We start from the raw sequence: 17,020 nt of genomic DNA, 5'->3' as shown, positions 1-17,020 counted from the left end.
GTATCTGCGGCAAGTTCTGAGTTGCGGTCGCTTGAGTTGAGTGTAAGTTTAAGTAAGTCCTAAATTAATCAGCTTTAGATTGCAGTGCCTGACCCAATAATAAAGATCGTAAATGGCCCATCCGCATTTAATAAAGGAACCGTTGCTGCGGGAACTGACGGCTTAAATGCTGTCTTTTCAGCTGCGAGTGCGGCAGCAGACAGGTTGCCGTTTGACCGAGAGCAGCTCTTTGGTGTTTTGCATTTCCGACTTTACGAAACGGATCGCGCACGAAGAAGAGCGGTATGGTTTGGTGGCCGTCTATTCAACAGGTTTTCTGGCGAAGATCCCGGCTACATCCCGGTTTCCGGAACACATCTTCGCCAAGTGTTTGATGCAATACGCATTCAAACCCCCGACTTTGTGATAAGCGCAGGGCAATATCTATTGCGCTATGACTACGCTAAGCGCGCGTATGATCAGTTAAAGCAGGATCGTGAGGCGGAGAGAGCTTAACGCACCGCCTCAATCGGCCCCTCGGCACTGCCGCTGATGAACTGCTCCACATAAGGATCGCCCGAGGCGTCCATCTGGCCGACCGGGCCGGTCCACTGGATCACGCCTCCGTGCAGCATGGCGACGTTGTCGGCAATCGCGCGGACCGAGCTCATGTCGTGGGTGATGGTCATCGCGGTGGCGCCCATCTCGGTCACGATTTCGCGGATCAGGTCGTTGATGACGCCGGACATGATGGGGTCGAGGCCGGTGGTAGGCTCATCGAAAAAGATGATCTCGGGCTCGGCGGCGATGGCGCGGGCGAGGCCGACGCGTTTTTGCATGCCGCCCGACAGCTCGGCCGGGAACCGGTCAGCAACGTTGGATTTCAGGCCCACGCGGCGCAGTTTCTCGATGGCGATTTCGCGGGCTTCATCAGCGGGGCGTTTCAACGAGCCGCGCAGCAGGCGGAAGGCGACGTTTTGCCAGACGGGCAGCGAGTCGAACAGCGCCGCGCCCTGAAACAGCATTCCAAAGCGGGCCAGAAACGCATCGCGGTCGCCTTTCGCGGCGTCTTTGCCGTCGACGTAGATCATGCCGCCGTCGGGTTTGATCAGGCCGAGGATACATTTCAACGCCACGGATTTGCCAGTTCCAGAACCGCCGATGATGACCATCGAGGTGCCCTTGGGGATCTCAAGGTTCATGCCTTGCAGGACGTGGTTGTCGTCAAAGGCCTTATGTACGTTCTCCATCCGGATCATAGCGAGAAGAACACCCCTGTAAGAACGAAATTGGCGGCGAGGATCAGCACAGCAGCAGCCTCGACCGAGCCCTTGGTGGCGCGGCCCACGCCCTGCGCGCCGCGGCCCGATGACATGCCGTAATAGCAGCCCATGATGGCGGCGATCACACCGAAGGCGGCACCTTTGACGAGTGACGAAACGATATCCCGCGCTTCAAGGAAATCGACGGTGTTTTTCAGATAGGCTGCCGGGTTGAAGCCCAGATTTTGCGTCGCGACGGTGTAGCCGCCTGCAATGCCGATGATATCTCCGACCCCGACCAGCGCTGGAACCGTGATCAGGGCGGCCAGCACGCGTGGGGCGGTGAGGTATTTCATCGGATGGGTGGACAATGTGACCAGAGCGTCGATCTGCTCGGTCACTTTCATCGTCGCAATCTCGGCGGCGATCGAAGACGTCACGCGGGCGGCGATCATCAGGCCAACCAGCACCGGGCCAAGCTCTCGCACCATGCCTATGGCGACGATCTGGGGCACAACGGCTTCGGCGTTGAAACGCGCGCCGCCTGCGTAGATCTGCAGCGCCAACGCGCCGCCGGTGAAGATGGCGGTCAGGCCGACCACGGGCAGGGACAACCAGCCGATATTCAGCAGGGCGATGCCGAACTCGCGCGGATAAAACGGTGGTCGAAAAATGTGCGAAACCGCGTCGAGCGCGAACAGCGCGACGCGGCCAAACGCGGCGAGCATGGTCAGGATAGAACGCCCCAGCTCACCCAGCAATGAAACGGGATTCATTCCACGTAGCCCCGCGAAAAGCGACTGCCGAGCGAGGTCAGAATTTCATAGCCGATGGTGCCAGCGGCTTCGGCCAGATCATCGACGGTTTGGTGCCCGTTCAGGATACGCAGGCGATCAGGTTTATACGGCAAGTCAGTCACATCCACGGTGATCAGGTCCATCGAGATACGTCCTACCACCGGGCAGGGCTGATCACCAGCGAATGTATCGATGCCGCCCCCAATGGCGCGATGCAGCCCATCGGCATAACCGGCCGCAACGGTCGCAATCTTCGACGGGCGGCGCGCGCTCCAGCTGTTGCCGTAGCCGACGGTCTCGCCCACGGCGACGTCGCGCACTTGAATCACCGGCATATCGACGGTGACGACCGGCTTGGCCCCGGCAAAGGGCATCCCGCCGTACAGGCCAATCCCTGGGCGGCAAAAGTCAAAGTGGAATTCCGGCCCCATCAGAGTACCACCCGTCGCCGCAAGCGAGCGCGGCGCGTCGACGCCATTGGTCATCTGTTTGAACGTGTTCAACTGTTGGCGGTTCATTGGGTGTTCAGGCTCATCCCCGCAGGCCAAATGCGACATTATCACCAACGGGTTCAGGGCAAGGGCTTCGTGCCGCAGTTCGGCCCAGTCCGCAGGCTCAAGCCCAAGGCGATTCATACCGCTGTCGAGCTGGATACCAAAGCCATGATCGGGCAGGGCCTGACGATGACGCTTGAATTGTTCGGGCGAGTTGATCAACGGCGTCAGATCATGCTGGCGCAGCAGATCCGTGTCACCCTCCATATGTCCGGAAAACACCGCAACCAGCGGGCCGGGGCCCACAGCCTCACGCACGGCCACGCCTTCCTCGGCAACGGCGACGAAGAATTTTGCAACGCCTTCCTCAGCCAGCGCAGAGGCTACTGGACCGGCACCTAACCCGTAAGCGTCAGCTTTAACCACTGCGCCGGTCTCAACCTGGGTCTTTGCGTCAAGCGCCTGCCAGTTCTGGGCGAGCGCGTGCAGATTTATCGTCAGATGTGCGGTACTCATAAACGCCGTTCATCACATAGGATTGGCCCAGGTCAAGGGGGAGCACCTTAATTCTTGGCGGGTTTATGCGCCTCATAGGCCGCTTCCAGCTCGGAACGCAGGAAATCCGCAAATAATAAGGGGCTAAACTGAGGTTGGCCGGTCCCGGGTAGGGGTTCGATGATTGTGCTGACATGAGGATCAAAGAAGAACGGAACGCTATATCGTTCACGGCCAGAACGGTTGATGACCCGATGCGGCGTCGAAAGCAGGCGGCCGTTCGACATCCGGTGCAGCATATCCCCGACATTGACGACAAAGGCGTCGGGACGGGACGGAACGTCAACCCAATGCCCTGACGGTGTTTTGACCTGCAAGCCGCCCACCTGATCTTGAGCAAGCAGCGTAAGGCATCCGAAATCAGTGTGCGGGGCCGAGCCGAACAGATCATCGGGGCTGGTCTTTGCTTGCGGAGGATAGTGAAGCAGACGCAGCCAGAATGTAGGCTCATCAAACGCGGAAAGGATCGAGAAATCCTGCGCCTCGCAAGCGATCAGCGCGATATGCATCAATCTGCGTCCAAGGGCCGACATAGCCTTAACGTAGGTTTCCAGGGTGTCGCGAAAATCCGGTAGATCAGGCCATCGGTTTGGACCCGAGAGGTAGATATCGGGATCAACGCCAGCATCCTCGCGCATCATCATGAAGCTGGCGGATTGGTTGGGTTTTTTTACATCGGCCAGTGTTGAGTTCACATCTGTCGATGTGTTGATGGCGATGTATCCGCGATGCGTGTGGTCGACTGCGATTGCCAGCTTTTGATCCAGCGGCAGCGCGTGAAACTGTTTTGAGGCTTCGAACACATCGCGCATCAGCTGCGGGTCTATTCCGTGATCTTCGATATAGCCGAAACCAGTCGTGCCGTAGGCCGAACGAAACTCGGCCGCGATTTCCTTATCAGGGCGTGCACCCAGACGAATAACGGGGATCTCTGTGAATTCAGTCATGTCTCTCTCGCTTATATTGGGAAGAATGCAGGGACAAAAATGCCCCCGGTCTATCCCGCAAAGCGTTTGCGGCGATGCCCGAAATGACGCGCCAGAATCACGCGCCGGGGTAGGGGATTGAGACAAGCTTGCATAGCCCGATCCGTACACATCGGACCGGGCTGGTCAAGGGATCAATAGCCCTCGATCTGGCTGTCCTGTTGCCAAGGTTTGACCAGATTGCCAAATCGGGTGAACTGAGCCTCGAACGACAGCTCGACCGTGCCGATGGGGCCGTGGCGCTGCTTGCCGACGATGACCTCGGCCTTGCCATGCAGGCGCTCCATGGCCTGTTTCCACTCTTCCATCTTTTCCAACTCGTGATCGCCGGGTTTTTCGCGTTCCTTATAGTATTCCTCGCGGAACACGAACATCACAACGTCGGCATCCTGTTCGATCGAGCCCGATTCCCGCAGGTCAGACAGCTGCGGGCGTTTGTCGTCACGGCTTTCTACCTGTCGGCTGAGCTGTGACAGTGCGATGACCGGGATATTGAGTTCCTTGGCGATGGCTTTCATGCCCATCGAAATCTCGGCGATTTCGTTGACGCGGTTGTCGGCCATTCCGCGGCAGAGCTGAAGGTAGTCGATCACCAGCAAATCCAGCCCGTGCGTCCGCTTCAGCCGCCGTGCACGGGCAGCGAGTTGCGAGATCGGCAGGGCGGGGGTGTCATCGATGAATAGCGGGCAGGCTTCCAGTTCTTTCGCGGCGTCAACGAAGCGGCGGAACTCGGCCTCGGTCATGTCGCCCTGGCGGATTTTGTGACTGGAGATCTCGGAAGCCTCGGCCAGAACCCGGCCCGCAAGCTGTTCGGCGCTCATTTCGAGTGAAAAGAACCCAACCACACCGCCGTCGATCGCACCTTCAGAGCCGTCTGGCTTGGTGCCGCGTTTGTAGGCCTTGGCCACGTTAAATGCCACGTTTGTTGCCAGCGAGGTCTTACCCATCGACGGACGCCCGGCCAAAATGATCAGGTCGGACGGGTGCAGGCCACCCAATTGCTTGTCGAGATCGGCCAGACCGGTGGAAATCCCCGCCATGCCGCCACCGCGTTGGTACGCCTCGTTGGTGACGTTGACGGCTTCTGTGACCGCCTTGAGGAAGGATTGAAAACCCTGTTCGGTCTGGCCCTGCTCGGATAACTGATAAAGCTGTTGCTCGGCCTCGACGATCTGTTCTTTGGGCTCGCTGCTGACATCGACCCTCGCAGCCTTGTCTGAAATGTCCCGGCCCAGCCGGATCAGCTCGCGCCGAATGGCGAGGTCGTAGATCATTTGGGCGTAGTCATGCACCGCAAAGGCACTGATTGAGGCACCGGCAAGCTTGACCAGATAGGCCGGACCACCCAGTTCCTTCAGGCCCTCATCCTCGGCCATGAAAGACTTCAGCGTGACGGGTGAAGCCAGCGCATTTTTAGCGATACGGGTCGACGCGACTTCGTAGATGCGCGCATGAACCGGATCATAGAAATGCTCGGCCCCAATAATCGATGCGACCCGATCATACAGATCGTTATTCGTCAGAATAGCACCCAGAAGCTGCTGCTCGGCCTCGATGGAGTGCGGCATTGTTTCTGGGTTCTGAATCTGTGCGGCGGCCTGCTCGATACTGCTGATCTCGTTCATTGCTGTTCTCTTTGTCCCCTGGACAGAGGCCATAGCGCGGCCCTGTGAGTCGGCGCAAATTGTATGTTTTCTGGGGATATGCTGTGCATATCTCTCTGCCCCATCATATTGAAGGATGAGGCAGGGTTGCGTCAACATCTTGTGGATGAAGCGATCGACGCAGCGGTCAGTGTTTCCATTCTGAAAACAGTTTGCGCAACGTCAGCTTTTATGTGCGTCCTGCCAACCGCGCGGGTCGTTCAGGAAGGCCTCGACGCCATCAAGCGTCTCTTCGTCAAAGGCCTTTTGCGCTTTGGCTTCCGCCAAAACATCCCACCAGGTACAAAGCGAGTGCAATTTTATGCCGTGATCGCCCAGCGTTTTCTCGGTTTCGGGGAAAATACCATAATAGAAGATCACAGCCGTATGCCCACAGGTCGCACCGGTTTCGCGGATCGCGTCGACAAAGGACAGTTTTGAGCCTCCATCGGTGGTCAGGTCTTCAACCAGCAGTACCCGCTCACCCTCGCTCATCGCGCCTTCGATGCGGGCGTTCCGGCCGTAGCCTTTGGGTTTCTTCCGCACATAGGTCATTGGCAGTGCCATGCGCTCGGCGACCATTGCAGCGAAGGGAATACCCGCTGTTTCGCCACCGGCGATATTGTCAAACGCTTCGAACCCCGCGTCGCGCATCACGGTAACCGTCAGGAAGTCCATCAGGGTCGAGCGGATGCGCGGGTACGAGATCAGCTTGCGGCAATCGATATAGGTCGGGCTTGGTAGACCGCTGGCCAGCGTGAAAGGTTCGCGGGAATTAAAGTGTACGGCTTTGATCTCCAGCAGCATCCGTGCGGTCAGGCGGGCGATTTCGGTGCTGTCGGGGAAGGAACTGGGGATCATGGCGCAAACCTCTGGGCTGAAAGGGTGTCGCAGGCTGATAGCCTGACCCCCGGCCCAGAGTCGAGAGGGCACGCTAAAAGAAAAGCGGACCCCCAAGAGGTCCGCTTGATGCCCTTGCGGGCAGAGCAGCCAAGGTGGGCTTGACTGCTCATTTCTCAGGCTCGCTTTCCGCAATCGGCAAGACCGTGCCTTCAATCTCGGTATCGACGTGTATGCGAGGCGAGGTAAGAAGCGCAACCACCATTGCCGTCACAAATGCGTAGGCTGCCGCGCAGTAACTGTATACAGCGCCCAGTATTCGAAATGATGCGCTGTAGACTGCAGGTATTCTTAGGTCCGAGCCAGATCAGCAAGAGCGTCTCTCAAAAGGGTCAAAGCGTGGTCCCGCGCAGCGCGACGTACGTTATCCCGTCCCTGCGCTCCGAATTCCACGGTCTCGGTTCGGATCGGTTGACCCTGTGCTGCAAGGCCAAAGCATACGCGGCCTTCGGGTTTGTGCTCGGACCCGCCGGGGCCCGCGATGCCAGTGATCGAGACCGCCAACTGCGCCCGCGAATTCTGCAGGGCGCCATTGGCCATTTCTTGGGCGACTTCTTCTGAAACTGCGCCATACGTCTCAAGCGTATCGGCGCGCACGCCCAGCATCTCTTGCTTTGCGGTGTTGGTGTAGGTGACAAAGCCGCGCTCAACCACGGCAGAGCTGCCAGGGATGTCAGTCAGGGCCGCAGCGACCATACCGCCGGTACAGCTTTCAGCAGTGGCGATCATCATGCCCTGCGCCTTGGCGCGATCCAGCAGGTCGACAACGATCATTGACCCATGACTCCATGTGAGATACCGGCGAGGACGACCACACCGATGGCCGCAAAGACGCCAGCGATCACATCATCCAGCATGACACCCATCGGATCTCCACGCCGGTCGGCCCAGCCAATGGGACCGGGTTTGGTAATGTCGAAGAGGCGGAACAAGAGAAAACCCGCGATCCAGCCGGGCCAGAGCGCTGTGATGTCGATCCCATGCGCCCAAGACGGGTAGGAAATCGCCCATATCGCGATGAACTGGCCCGCGACTTCATCAATGACAATTTCGGACGGGTCGTGGTCATCTTGTCCAGCTGTCAGCACTCGCGTGGCCCACAGGCCCCCGAAGAAAACCGCGAGTGTTGAGATGACCAGCAAGGGGAAGCCACCCAGCGTATGCAGAACCCATGCCAGCGGCAAAGCAGCCAGCGATCCCCAGGTGCCGGGGGCAGGGCGGAGGTAACCGACGCCGCAGACGGTTCCGATTAGACGAGCCGCTGTCATGACTTCACCAGACAGGCAGTTGCGAGCGAGGCAATGCCTTCGCTGCGACCGGTAAAGCCCAGCCGTTCGGATGTGGTGGCCTTGACCGAGACCTGATCGGTGCGCAAGCCCATGATCCGTGCCATTTCGGCACGCATGGTATCGGCATGAGGGCCGATCTTGGGAAATTCGCAGACCAGTGTGCAGTCGACATTCGAGATCTCATAGCCCAACTGCCCAGCCAATTCGACTGCGTGGCGCAGGAAAATTTCACTCGCTGCACCTTTCCACTGCGGATCGGAGGGCGGAAAATGCTGTCCGATATCACCCCGCGCCAGAGCGCCATAGATCGCGTCGGTGACCGCGTGCATCCCCACATCTGCATCGGAGTGACCCTGGAGCCCACGATTGTGCGGCACCTTCACCCCGCAGAGGATCACGTGATCTCCGTGACCAAAGCGGTGCACGTCGTAGCCGTTGCCCAGCCTTACATCCATATTCATACCCATTGTACGTTCGGCCCGGGCGAAATCCTCGGGCCGTGTGATTTTCAGGTTATCCGCATCGCCCGGAATAATCGCGACTTCGATTCCCGCAGCGCGCGCGACTTCTACATCATCCGCTGCACCTCCGGGATGGGCTGAATGGGCGGCGGTGATTGTGACATAATGAAATCCCTGCGGTGTCTGCGCAGCGTAAAGGCCGGATCGATCCTGCGTTCCTGTCACCATCGAACCGTCGCCTGTCCAGAGCGCATCCGTGACGGCCAAGCCTGGAGCAGCTGCCGCATGCGTGTCGAGTGCTTTCAGAACATCGCCGATTATCCGAGCGCTGACGCAGGGTCGGGCAACATCATGTATCAAAACCTTTTCAACGCTGTACGCTTCCAAAGCCTGCAACCCGTTGCGCACTGATCCGGCGCGGTCTGCACCGCCGGGTGCAAGGATCAGGTTTGTCGCGCTGAATTCTTCCCAAGCGGCTGTGTCGTCTTCGGCCAGCACCAAAACGACGTGATCAACCAACCCTTCGAAGCGGTCAATCGCCCAATCGGCCACGCGCCTCCCAGCCAAGGCACGCCACTGTTTGGGCACTCCGCCTCCGGCGCGCTGGCCGCGCCCGGCGGCGACGATGATGGCGGCTGTGGTCATCTGAAAGGTCTCCTGATTGGGGCATTGTTTAGGGGGCGGTGAATGCAGAGGCAATCACCCGCGTCAATTTGCTTAAAAAATAAGCATATGATGATTTTGCGGGCTTGAATGCTCCCGTTTTATTGTTCATATGCCGCAATTTCGATATCAAATGCGCAACTGCTCAAGGATTAAGCACATTGGCCCTGCGTCTTGCTGAAAAGGATCTGACCCCTCCGGTGCTGCTGGCACCAATGGCCGGAATCACCGACCGGCCTTTCAGGGACCTTGTGATGCGCTTCGGCGCGGGCATGGTGGTCAGCGAAATGGTCGCCAGCCAAGAGATGGTGCAGGCCAAGCCAGGCGTACGTGAACGGGCCGAGCTGTCGGCGGATGTGGAAAACACCGCAGTGCAATTGGCCGGACGCGAGGCGCATTGGATGGCCGAGGCCGCCCGGCAAGTCGCTGACCGGGGCGCGCGCGTGATCGATATCAATATGGGCTGCCCGGCCAAGAAGGTAACCAATGGCTATTCCGGTTCGGCTTTGTTGAAAACTCCGGACCATGCACTGACGCTGATCGAGGCCGTTGTGGGTGCAGTTGATGTGCCTGTTACGCTGAAAACACGGCTAGGCTGGGATGACAATCTGCTGAACGCGCCGGATGTGGCGCGGCGTGCGCAGGACGCAGGCATCCGGATGGTGACCATCCATGGGCGTACGCGCTGTCAATTCTATAAAGGCCGGGCAGATTGGCGGGCGATCCGGGCGGTGAAAGAAGCCGTCTCGATCCCTGTCATCGCAAACGGTGACATCGTCGATACCGAGGCCGCGCAAATCGCGCTGAATCAGTCCGGGGCCGATGGCGTCATGGTAGGTCGGGGGGCGCAGGGCAAGCCCTGGCTGCTGGCGCAGATTTGCCATGATCTCTATGGCGCTGCTTCTCCAACCATTCCCACGGGCACTGAACTGATCGAGATGGTGCGTGGCCACTATCTGGCGATGCTGGAGTTCTACGGTACCGATCTGGGCCTGCGCGTCGCACGCAAACATCTCGGTTGGTACATGGATGAGGCTGGAACACCCGCCACTTTGCGGCGGGCTGTCCTGACATCCCGCGACACCAATGAGGTGTTACGGCTTTTGGCAGATGCGCTGCGTGGCACGGCGGAGGCAGCAGCATGACCTCGGACCAGAGCATCTGGACCTCGCTTCCGGTTCCGGCGTTCATTATCGATGCCGAAGATCGGATATCGGACGTCAACTCCTCGGGTGAGGGGTTTCTGAACGCCTCCCGCAAGTCAGTGATTGGACACCCGGTCTGGGATCAACTCGCGGTTGACGCGCCGTTGGAAGAGGCGTTTCTGCGCGCGCGTCAACAAGGTACACCGCTGTTCGTGAACGATGTGGACGTTGGGTCGGGCAATCGCGCGCCGCTGCAATGTGCGCTGCAAATCGCACCGCTGATGGGGCATCCCGGTTCAATGATCATGATCATCTCGCCGCGCGAACTGGCCGGTCGGATGACCCGTGGCAATACGGTGAAATCGGCTGCGCAATCTGCGATTGGTATGGCTGAAATGCTAGCGCATGAGATCAAGAACCCTTTGGCAGGGATCACCGGTGCGGCGCAATTGCTCAGCATGAATATTTCGCAGCAAGATCTTGAGCTCACTGACCTTATCGTTGAGGAAAGCCGCCGCATCGTGAAGTTGTTGGAGCAGGTAGAACAGTTCGGCAACCTGTCTCAACCCGATTTCAAACCGGTCAATATCCACGATGTACTGGATCGCGCGCGCCGGTCAGCGCTGTTGGGTTTTGGCGCGCATATGACGATTATCGAGGATTACGACCCCTCGCTGCCCTTGGCCTATGGGGACCCGGATCAGTTCCTGCAGGTGGTTCTGAACTTGCTCAAAAACGCTTCGGAAGCTGCTGATGGCAACGGTACAATCCGGCTGCGTACCTATTTTGAGCATTCATTCCGACTGCGGCGCAGTGACGGTTCGGGTCATTCGCTGCCTCTGCAGATCGAGATTATTGATGATGGGCCGGGCCTGCCGGAAAATATTCGCAGTGATATTTTCGACCCCTTCGTGTCAGGCAAGGAGAACGGCACCGGGCTTGGGCTGGCGCTGGTCAGCAAGATCGTTTCCGACCACGACGGCTGGATTTCGGCTGAATCTGTGCCCGGTCGCACTAGTTTTCGACTGTCCCTGCGGCGTGCACCGAACGACGCGTATGAAAAGGAGAGCATCTGATGGATGGCACAGTTCTGGTTGCCGATGACGACCGCACGATCCGCACGGTTCTGACACAGGCCCTGACGCGGGCGGGGTGCAAGGTTCACGCGACATCTTCGCTGACCACGCTGATGCGCTGGGTAGCCGAAGGCAAGGGCGACGTTGTGATCTCGGATGTGGTAATGCCGGATGGAAACGGGTTGGAGATGCTGCCAAAGATCGCGCAGGACCGTCCCGGTTTGCCGGTCATCGTGATCTCGGCCCAGAACACCATCATGACAGCCATTCAGGCGGCTGAGGCGGAAGCTTACGATTATCTGCCAAAGCCTTTCGATTTGCCCGATCTGATGAAGCGCACCGCGAGGGCGCTGGATCAAAAGCAGCGGGTACAGGCTGAGCCGGTGATGGCCAGCGAAGACCGACCTGATGAACTGCCGCTTGTCGGGCGCACCCCGGTGATGCAGGCGCTTTATCGTCTGGTCGCTCGGGTGATGAACACGGATCTGTCTGTGATGATTTCTGGTGAAAGTGGGACGGGTAAATCTCTGATAGCACGCGCTATTCACGATTTCTCTGACCGAAGGACACTGCCCTTTGTCACCGTGACAGCTGCCGATCTGAGCGATTTGGAAGGCCCGGCACGGGTTATGGCGCGCGTACGTGGTGGTACGCTGCTGATCGATGAAATTGCCGATATTGATGATGAGATCCAGGCCCGTATCGTGCGCATGATGGACACGCCGGGCGATCACGTGCCGCGTTTCATGGCCACAAGTCAATCAGATCTGACCGACGCGATGGAAAACGGTCGCGTGCGGCAAGATCTCTATTACCGTCTCTGCGGTGCGACGATCCACGTGCCTGCGTTGCGCGAACGGGTTGATGATATCACCTTGCTGACCGATCACTTTCTGGCGCGGGAGGAGCGGGAAAGTGGCGCGCAGCGTCGCCTCAGCCCCGAAGCGGTCGAGTTGGTGCGCCGGTATTCCTGGCCCGGCAATGTCCGACAGCTTGAAAATGCGATCCGGCGTCTTGGTCTAACCAGCCGTTCTGATGAAATCTCGCGCACCGAAGTTGAGATGGTGCTGGGTAGCCAGCCCGAGGCCGAACCAGTTCTGGGTGATGGCGAGCGTGAGAAGCTGTCATCTTCGGTTGGTCGTCACCTGCGCCGGTATTTTGATCTGCACGGAAACATCCTGCCGCCTCCCGGCCTCTATCAACGTATTCTACGCGAAGTCGAGGCACCGTTGATCGAAATCGCGCTGGATGCGACTGGTGGAAATCAGGCAAAATGTGCTGATCTCCTGGGGATTAACCGGAATACGCTGCGGAAAAAGATTACTGACCTCGATATTCAGGTGACACGCCGTCGCAAACTGATGTAATATCGCCACACAAACAGTGGCATTCGGGTTCGACCCCGGGAACGACCACGATATGTGGCGGTAAGCCGCGCAAGCGGCACATCAGAATGAGGGCAGACGGTGGCAACCCGGGCACAGAACGGGCCGATCCTATCGATCAACCGGTGGCGCAAGTCCCGGAGGATGCGCAATTTCAGTACATTGGGATTGGTTATGCTGGGCCCGGTTCTGGCGCTTGCAACCTATCTCGTCATTGGCCCTTTTGATCTTGGCGCGGCGGCACCGACACTGCGGCTGATTTTGTTGGCTGATCTGGTCTACGTGCTGGTCGTAGCTGCGCTGGTGTTGGGCCAATTGTTCAGTCTGATCGCCGCGCGTCGCGCAAAATCTGCGGGCTCCCGTCTTCACCTGCGCCTGATCGGCGCTTTCACGCTGTTGGCTCTGGTACCGACGGTCACGGTGGCGATTTTCGCCGGGCTGACGGTGAATATCGGCCTTGAAGGTTGGTTCTCGGACCGTGTGCGGCAGGTGGTTGGGTCGTCACTAACTGCAGCCGAAGCTTACGAACAGGAACACCGCGAGGGCCTGACGCAGGATGCGGTTGTTCTGGCGCGTTTCCTCGATAACGCGCGATCGTTGGATTATTTTGTCTCAGACGCCGAATTGCGAGAGGTTCTGGCCCAGGGGCAGGCCCAGATACAACGCGGTTTGCGCGAGGCCTATGTGATCGATGGCAGCGCCGAAATCCGATCGCGCGGTGATCGGTCCTACCTGTTCGACTACGAGGCACCAACTCCCGAAGAGATGATCGAGGCCAATGATCAGGGCGTGGCCATCATTGCCGATTGGGAGAACAGCGAATTCCGCGCGCTTGTTCCTTTGCATGCCTATCTTGACCGGTATCTTTATGTCAGTCGCGAGGTTGATGGGCAGCTTCTGACCTTGCTTGATGAAACCAAAGAGACAGCACAGTTCTACAGCCAACTGGAAAGCGAGCGGGGCAGGGTCCTGTTCGAATTCGGCCTTCTGTATCTCGGCTTTGCTGTGATCCTGATTCTGGCTGCGATGTCGCTGGGCATGTGGTTCGCCGAACGCCTTTCTCGCCCTGTCGGACGGCTGACAACGGCGGCGCAACGCGTTGGTGCTGGTGATCTTAGTGTTCAGGTCATCGAAGAGGCCAGCGACGACGAAATCGCGATGCTGGGCCGCTACTTCAACCAGATGACTCGTCAGTTGAAGGGGCAGCGCGACACGCTGTTGGAAAACACTCGCCATATCGAACGTCGAAGGCGGCTATTTGATTCAGTGCTAAGCTCGGTGACATCCGGTGTCGTTGGCGTTGATTCAGAGGGCTGTGTGACCTTCGTGAACCGATCCGCCGAACGTCTTCTGGGCTGGTCTGGTGGAGAGCAGAACCTGGCAATCGGCATCGCTGTTCCCGAATTTTTGCCTTTGTTCGAAGCCCTTAAGGACAGCGGGCAAGAGGCGGTCCAGGGGGAGATCAAGGTAACCCGCAAAGGCCGGTTGGAGAACTTACTGGTACGCATGGCGACGCGGCGTGGCGAGGATGGAAGGCTGGAAGGCTACGTTGTGGCCTTTGATGACGTGACCGATCTGGTAAGCGCGCAGCGCATGGCGGCGTGGGGTGATGTGGCCCGTCGCATTGCGCATGAGATCAAGAATCCGCTGACACCGATCCAACTGAGCGCCGAGCGAATCAAACGTAAATTCTCGCGCAAGCTGGACGAGGACGATTGCGATAGCCTGGAATCAATGACCGACGTGATCGTGCGGCAGACCAATGATCTGCGGCGGATTGTTGACGAGTTCTCGAAATTCGCACGCATGCCCGAACCGGAACGGCGCAAAGAGAATATCGTGACGCTAGTGCGTGAGGCGGTTCTGTTGCAGCAGGCGGGTCAGCCTGATGTTCAGATCGATGCGGATTTACCTGAACAGCCCATTTTGGCGGATGTGGATTCGACCATGTTGAGCCAAGCGTTGACGAACCTGATCAAGAACGCGGGCGAGGCTATTGAAACGCTGAAAGAAAAAGGCGCACCGGACAATCTGAAACCTCAGATCAAAGTCGTAGTCTCCACTGACGATGCAGGAACGCAGATCACCATTGCGGACAATGGCATCGGTCTGCCCGAGGACAGGGCACGGCTGTTCGAACCTTATGTGACTACGCGTGACGAAGGCACAGGCCTTGGCCTGCCCATTGTAAAGAAGATCATCGAAGAACATGGCGGAGCGCTGACATTGGAAGACGCGCCCACATTCGACGGACAGGACCATTTCGGCGCAATGGCTGTCATTCGTCTACCCGGGGCCTCAGGCGGCCCGACAAATGCGCCGGAAAAACAGGCGATTAAAACAAACAAACTGAAAGCAGGCCAAAGATGAGCGACATTCTGATCGTAGATGACGAACGCGATATTCGCGAATTGGTGTCCGACATTCTGGAGGACGAAGGCTATTCCACCCGGTTGGCGGCAAACTCGGACGAGTGCATGTCGTCGATCAATGCTGAACCTCCCGGACTGTTGATCTTGGATATCTGGCTGAAAGACAGCCGAATGGACGGGATCGACATCCTGAAAGCTGTAAAACGGGACAACCCGGATGTTCCGGTGGTGATCATTTCCGGACATGGCAATATCGAGATTGCGGTGGCGGCTATCAAGCAGGGGGCTTACGACTTTATCGAAAAGCCCTTTAACATTGACCAGTTGATGGTGGTGATCCGCCGTGCGATGGAAACCTCGCGCCTGCGTCGCGAGAATGCCTCGCTGAAGCGGCAGGAAGTCAGCTGTTCAGATATGATTGGCAATTCTGCGTCGTTCCGAGCGATGCAGGGGCAGTTGGATAAGGTAACAAAGTCGAATGGCCGGGTTATGCTCAGCGGGCCGGCTGGGTCGGGCAAGGAAATTGCCGCGCGCTATATCCATGCCCATTCCAACCGGGCGAATGCCCCATTTGTGACGGTCAATTGTGCGGGGATTGAACCTGAGAGGGTTGAAGAAGTTCTGTTCGGACGAGAATCGTCTGAGCGCGGAATCGAGTCAGGCCTGCTGGAAGAGGCGCATGGCGGCGTTGTCTACTTCGACGAAGTCGCTGACATGCCGCTGGGGACGCAGTCCAAGATTCTTCGCGTGTTGGTTGATCAGCAATTCCAGCGTGTCGGTGGCTCTGACAAGGTGCGGGTTGATCTGCGGGTCATTTCCTCGACCAACCGCGATCTGGAAGAAGAGATCGCCGCCGAACGGTTCCGCGAAGAACTGTATCACCGGCTGAATGTGGTGCCGATTGCGGTTCCCTCGCTGGAGGAACGGCGAGAGGACATCCCGGTTCTGGCGCAACATTTCATCGAGATGTGCAACGATACACAGGGTCTGCCGATGCGCGAGCTGTCGGATGAGGCTATTGCTTTGCTACAAACGATGACATGGCCGGGCAATGTGCGTCAGCTGAAGAACCTGATCGAGCGGGTGCTGATCCTTGGTGACAGCACTGGCCCGATCGAGGCCCGCGAGTTGCCCAACGAAGAAGAGAAATCCGACGAGTCCGGGCGCGTGGTACTGTCTGGCGCACTGGCGACGCTGCCGCTGCGTGAGGCGCGCGAAGCGTTCGAGCGTGAATATTTGCTGACCCAGATCAATCGGTTTGGTGGCAACATAAGCCGCACGGCCAGTTTTGTCGGCATGGAGCGCAGCGCCTTGCACCGCAAGCTCAAGTCGCTGGGCGTCGTGACCTCGAACAAATCCGGTGCGCGGGTGGCTCAGATTGACGAGCCCGAACCAGCAGAGTGAGTGCCGCGCCGAATACAAAGACCGCAGCCGTTTCCATCGGTTTTCCCGCCTTTGGTAAACGGTTGAAGCGGTTGCGGCGGTCGGTTGGACTTAAGCAATCCGCCCTCGCAGATCTGATTGAAGTCGACCAAACCACGATTTCCCGGTGGGAAAACGGGGGTCAAACGCCATCGCCGCATATTCAACAGTCCGTTTTTGCAGCGTTGGGGCCGGTTCGGGTGCAGGATTCTGCGCTGAAACGTCTGGTCGTTCATTCGGCAGAGTGCTTGCACCTTGTCGAAGAGGCCAGCCATACCTGCCTTGCTTATTCGGGCAGCCGGGCGCGGGATTGGAAGACCTCACAGCGCGCCTTGCTGGGCGTTTCGCTTTGGCAATTTGCAACGGATGAGATCAGGCAAGCCGAAGCAGAACTGCAGAAAGATGGCTGGTGGGATTTGCATTCGCCTTCACCCAAAGCGTTTCTGACTTCCGAGGCTGTGCATGATCAAATCAGGATCAGCGCCGGGCAAATCGTGTGGGAGCGGTTGTATCTGGGTGATGGTACTCCGGTCCGTCTGGTCAGCGGGCGGCGCGAAGTCACCGCATAATTTATGCGTTCCGCTGGCAGGT

16 protein-coding genes are annotated in these 17,020 nt (G+C 58.3%); 7 read left to right on the top strand and 9 right to left on the bottom strand.

Annotated features, from left to right (window positions below):
* Positions 1-84: 84 nt before the first annotated feature.
* Entirely contained in the window at positions 85-495 is a 411-nt protein-coding gene (locus ACR0NE_RS06295; protein ID WP_170595441.1) for a hypothetical protein, read from the top strand.
* Here ACR0NE_RS06295 and ACR0NE_RS06290 read toward each other — a convergent pair.
* The 9 genes from ACR0NE_RS06290 to ACR0NE_RS06250 all read right to left on the bottom strand — a co-directional run bounded on the left by ACR0NE_RS06290 (position 492) and on the right by ACR0NE_RS06250 (position 9,011).
* Positions 492-1,238, bottom strand: coding sequence for an ATP-binding cassette domain-containing protein (locus tag ACR0NE_RS06290; protein ID WP_170567110.1), 747 nt, complete (start codon positions 1,236-1,238; stop codon positions 492-494). The two genes, ACR0NE_RS06295 and ACR0NE_RS06290, sit on opposite strands and share 4 nt — an antisense overlap.
* Positions 1,235-2,017, bottom strand: a complete 783-nt coding sequence (locus ACR0NE_RS06285) for an MlaE family ABC transporter permease (RefSeq protein WP_170396831.1) — start codon at positions 2,015-2,017, stop codon at positions 1,235-1,237. The genes ACR0NE_RS06290 and ACR0NE_RS06285 overlap by 4 nt, the downstream gene beginning before the upstream one ends.
* Positions 2,014-3,048, bottom strand: coding sequence for an alanine racemase (gene alr, locus ACR0NE_RS06280; RefSeq protein ID WP_170595442.1), 1,035 nt, complete (start codon positions 3,046-3,048; stop codon positions 2,014-2,016). The genes ACR0NE_RS06285 and alr overlap by 4 nt, the downstream gene beginning before the upstream one ends.
* A 47-nt stretch (positions 3,049-3,095) precedes the next feature.
* Positions 3,096-4,034: an isopenicillin N synthase family oxygenase gene (locus ACR0NE_RS06275; protein ID WP_170595444.1), complete on the bottom strand. Its 939-nt coding sequence runs from the start codon at positions 4,032-4,034 to the stop codon at positions 3,096-3,098.
* A gap of 173 nt (positions 4,035-4,207) precedes the next feature.
* Positions 4,208-5,698 (bottom strand): replicative DNA helicase, encoded by a 1,491-nt coding sequence (locus ACR0NE_RS06270; protein ID WP_170567117.1) that lies wholly within the window; start codon positions 5,696-5,698, stop codon positions 4,208-4,210.
* 201 nt (positions 5,699-5,899) lie between these two features.
* Positions 5,900-6,577 (bottom strand): orotate phosphoribosyltransferase, encoded by a 678-nt coding sequence (locus ACR0NE_RS06265; protein ID WP_170595446.1) that lies wholly within the window; start codon positions 6,575-6,577, stop codon positions 5,900-5,902.
* 330 nt (positions 6,578-6,907) lie between these two features.
* Positions 6,908-7,390 carry a CinA family protein gene (locus tag ACR0NE_RS06260; protein ID WP_170510014.1) on the bottom strand — a complete coding sequence of 161 codons (483 nt, stop codon included), beginning with the start codon at positions 7,388-7,390 and terminating at the stop codon, positions 6,908-6,910.
* Positions 7,387-7,884: a phosphatidylglycerophosphatase A family protein gene (locus ACR0NE_RS06255; RefSeq protein WP_170510017.1), complete on the bottom strand. Its 498-nt coding sequence runs from the start codon at positions 7,882-7,884 to the stop codon at positions 7,387-7,389. Before ACR0NE_RS06255 ends, ACR0NE_RS06260 begins: the two co-directional genes overlap by 4 nt.
* On the bottom strand, positions 7,881-9,011 hold the full coding sequence (locus tag ACR0NE_RS06250) for a bifunctional 2-C-methyl-D-erythritol 4-phosphate cytidylyltransferase/2-C-methyl-D-erythritol 2,4-cyclodiphosphate synthase (protein WP_170595448.1): 1,131 nt from the start codon (positions 9,009-9,011) through the stop codon (positions 7,881-7,883). The genes ACR0NE_RS06255 and ACR0NE_RS06250 overlap by 4 nt, the downstream gene beginning before the upstream one ends.
* 233 nt (positions 9,012-9,244) lie before the next feature.
* On the opposite strand from ACR0NE_RS06250, the gene dusB reads away from it, so the two are divergent.
* The 6 genes from dusB to ACR0NE_RS06220 all read left to right on the top strand — a co-directional run bounded on the left by dusB (position 9,245) and on the right by ACR0NE_RS06220 (position 16,998).
* Complete coding sequence (dusB, locus tag ACR0NE_RS06245) at positions 9,245-10,174, top strand: tRNA dihydrouridine synthase DusB (RefSeq protein ID WP_480459427.1); 930 nt, start codon at positions 9,245-9,247, stop codon at positions 10,172-10,174.
* Complete coding sequence (locus tag ACR0NE_RS06240; RefSeq protein WP_170465301.1) at positions 10,171-11,250, top strand: ATP-binding protein; 1,080 nt, start codon at positions 10,171-10,173, stop codon at positions 11,248-11,250. The genes dusB and ACR0NE_RS06240 overlap by 4 nt, the downstream gene beginning before the upstream one ends.
* The gene (locus ACR0NE_RS06235) at positions 11,250-12,617 is read left to right on the top strand and encodes a sigma-54-dependent transcriptional regulator (RefSeq protein ID WP_170465303.1); all 1,368 of its coding nucleotides are present in this window, start codon (positions 11,250-11,252) and stop codon (positions 12,615-12,617) included. The genes ACR0NE_RS06240 and ACR0NE_RS06235 overlap by 1 nt, the downstream gene beginning before the upstream one ends.
* A 162-nt stretch (positions 12,618-12,779) precedes the next feature.
* Positions 12,780-15,005, top strand: coding sequence for a sensor histidine kinase NtrY-like (locus ACR0NE_RS06230; RefSeq protein ID WP_480459428.1), 2,226 nt, complete (start codon positions 12,780-12,782; stop codon positions 15,003-15,005).
* Positions 15,002-16,411 carry a nitrogen assimilation response regulator NtrX gene (gene ntrX, locus ACR0NE_RS06225; protein ID WP_170396856.1) on the top strand — a complete coding sequence of 470 codons (1,410 nt, stop codon included), beginning with the start codon at positions 15,002-15,004 and terminating at the stop codon, positions 16,409-16,411. Before ACR0NE_RS06230 ends, ntrX begins: the two co-directional genes overlap by 4 nt.
* The gene (locus ACR0NE_RS06220) at positions 16,408-16,998 is read left to right on the top strand and encodes a helix-turn-helix domain-containing protein (RefSeq protein ID WP_170595453.1); all 591 of its coding nucleotides are present in this window, start codon (positions 16,408-16,410) and stop codon (positions 16,996-16,998) included. The genes ntrX and ACR0NE_RS06220 overlap by 4 nt, the downstream gene beginning before the upstream one ends.
* Positions 16,999-17,020: the final 22 nt, after the last annotated feature.

The organism is Ruegeria sp. C9, from assembly GCF_056537585.1.
Note: the sequence above shows the minus strand (reverse complement) of the source record. Positions and strands in the feature narration are given on the sequence as shown.

Excerpts from the sequence above, each read along its gene's own strand:
- ACR0NE_RS06290 (WP_170567110.1), bottom strand. The coding sequence starts at position 1,238 with ATGATCCGGATGGAGAACGTACATAAGGCCTTTGACGACAACCACGTC.
- ACR0NE_RS06285 (WP_170396831.1), bottom strand. The coding sequence starts at position 2,017 with ATGAATCCCGTTTCATTGCTGGGTGAGCTGGGGCGTTCTATCCTGACC.
- alr (WP_170595442.1), bottom strand. The coding sequence starts at position 3,048 with ATGAGTACCGCACATCTGACGATAAATCTGCACGCGCTCGCCCAGAAC.
- ACR0NE_RS06275 (WP_170595444.1), bottom strand. The coding sequence starts at position 4,034 with ATGACTGAATTCACAGAGATCCCCGTTATTCGTCTGGGTGCACGCCCT.
- ACR0NE_RS06270 (WP_170567117.1), bottom strand. The coding sequence starts at position 5,698 with ATGAACGAGATCAGCAGTATCGAGCAGGCCGCCGCACAGATTCAGAAC.
- ACR0NE_RS06265 (WP_170595446.1), bottom strand. The coding sequence starts at position 6,577 with ATGATCCCCAGTTCCTTCCCCGACAGCACCGAAATCGCCCGCCTGACC.
- ACR0NE_RS06260 (WP_170510014.1), bottom strand. The coding sequence starts at position 7,390 with ATGATCGTTGTCGACCTGCTGGATCGCGCCAAGGCGCAGGGCATGATG.
- ACR0NE_RS06255 (WP_170510017.1), bottom strand. The coding sequence starts at position 7,884 with ATGACAGCGGCTCGTCTAATCGGAACCGTCTGCGGCGTCGGTTACCTC.
- ACR0NE_RS06250 (WP_170595448.1), bottom strand. The coding sequence starts at position 9,011 with ATGACCACAGCCGCCATCATCGTCGCCGCCGGGCGCGGCCAGCGCGCC.
- dusB (WP_480459427.1), top strand. The coding sequence starts at position 9,245 with ATGGCCGGAATCACCGACCGGCCTTTCAGGGACCTTGTGATGCGCTTC.
- ACR0NE_RS06240 (WP_170465301.1), top strand. The coding sequence starts at position 10,171 with ATGACCTCGGACCAGAGCATCTGGACCTCGCTTCCGGTTCCGGCGTTC.
- ACR0NE_RS06235 (WP_170465303.1), top strand. The coding sequence starts at position 11,250 with ATGGATGGCACAGTTCTGGTTGCCGATGACGACCGCACGATCCGCACG.
- ACR0NE_RS06230 (WP_480459428.1), top strand. The coding sequence starts at position 12,780 with ATGCGCAATTTCAGTACATTGGGATTGGTTATGCTGGGCCCGGTTCTG.
- ntrX (WP_170396856.1), top strand. The coding sequence starts at position 15,002 with ATGAGCGACATTCTGATCGTAGATGACGAACGCGATATTCGCGAATTG.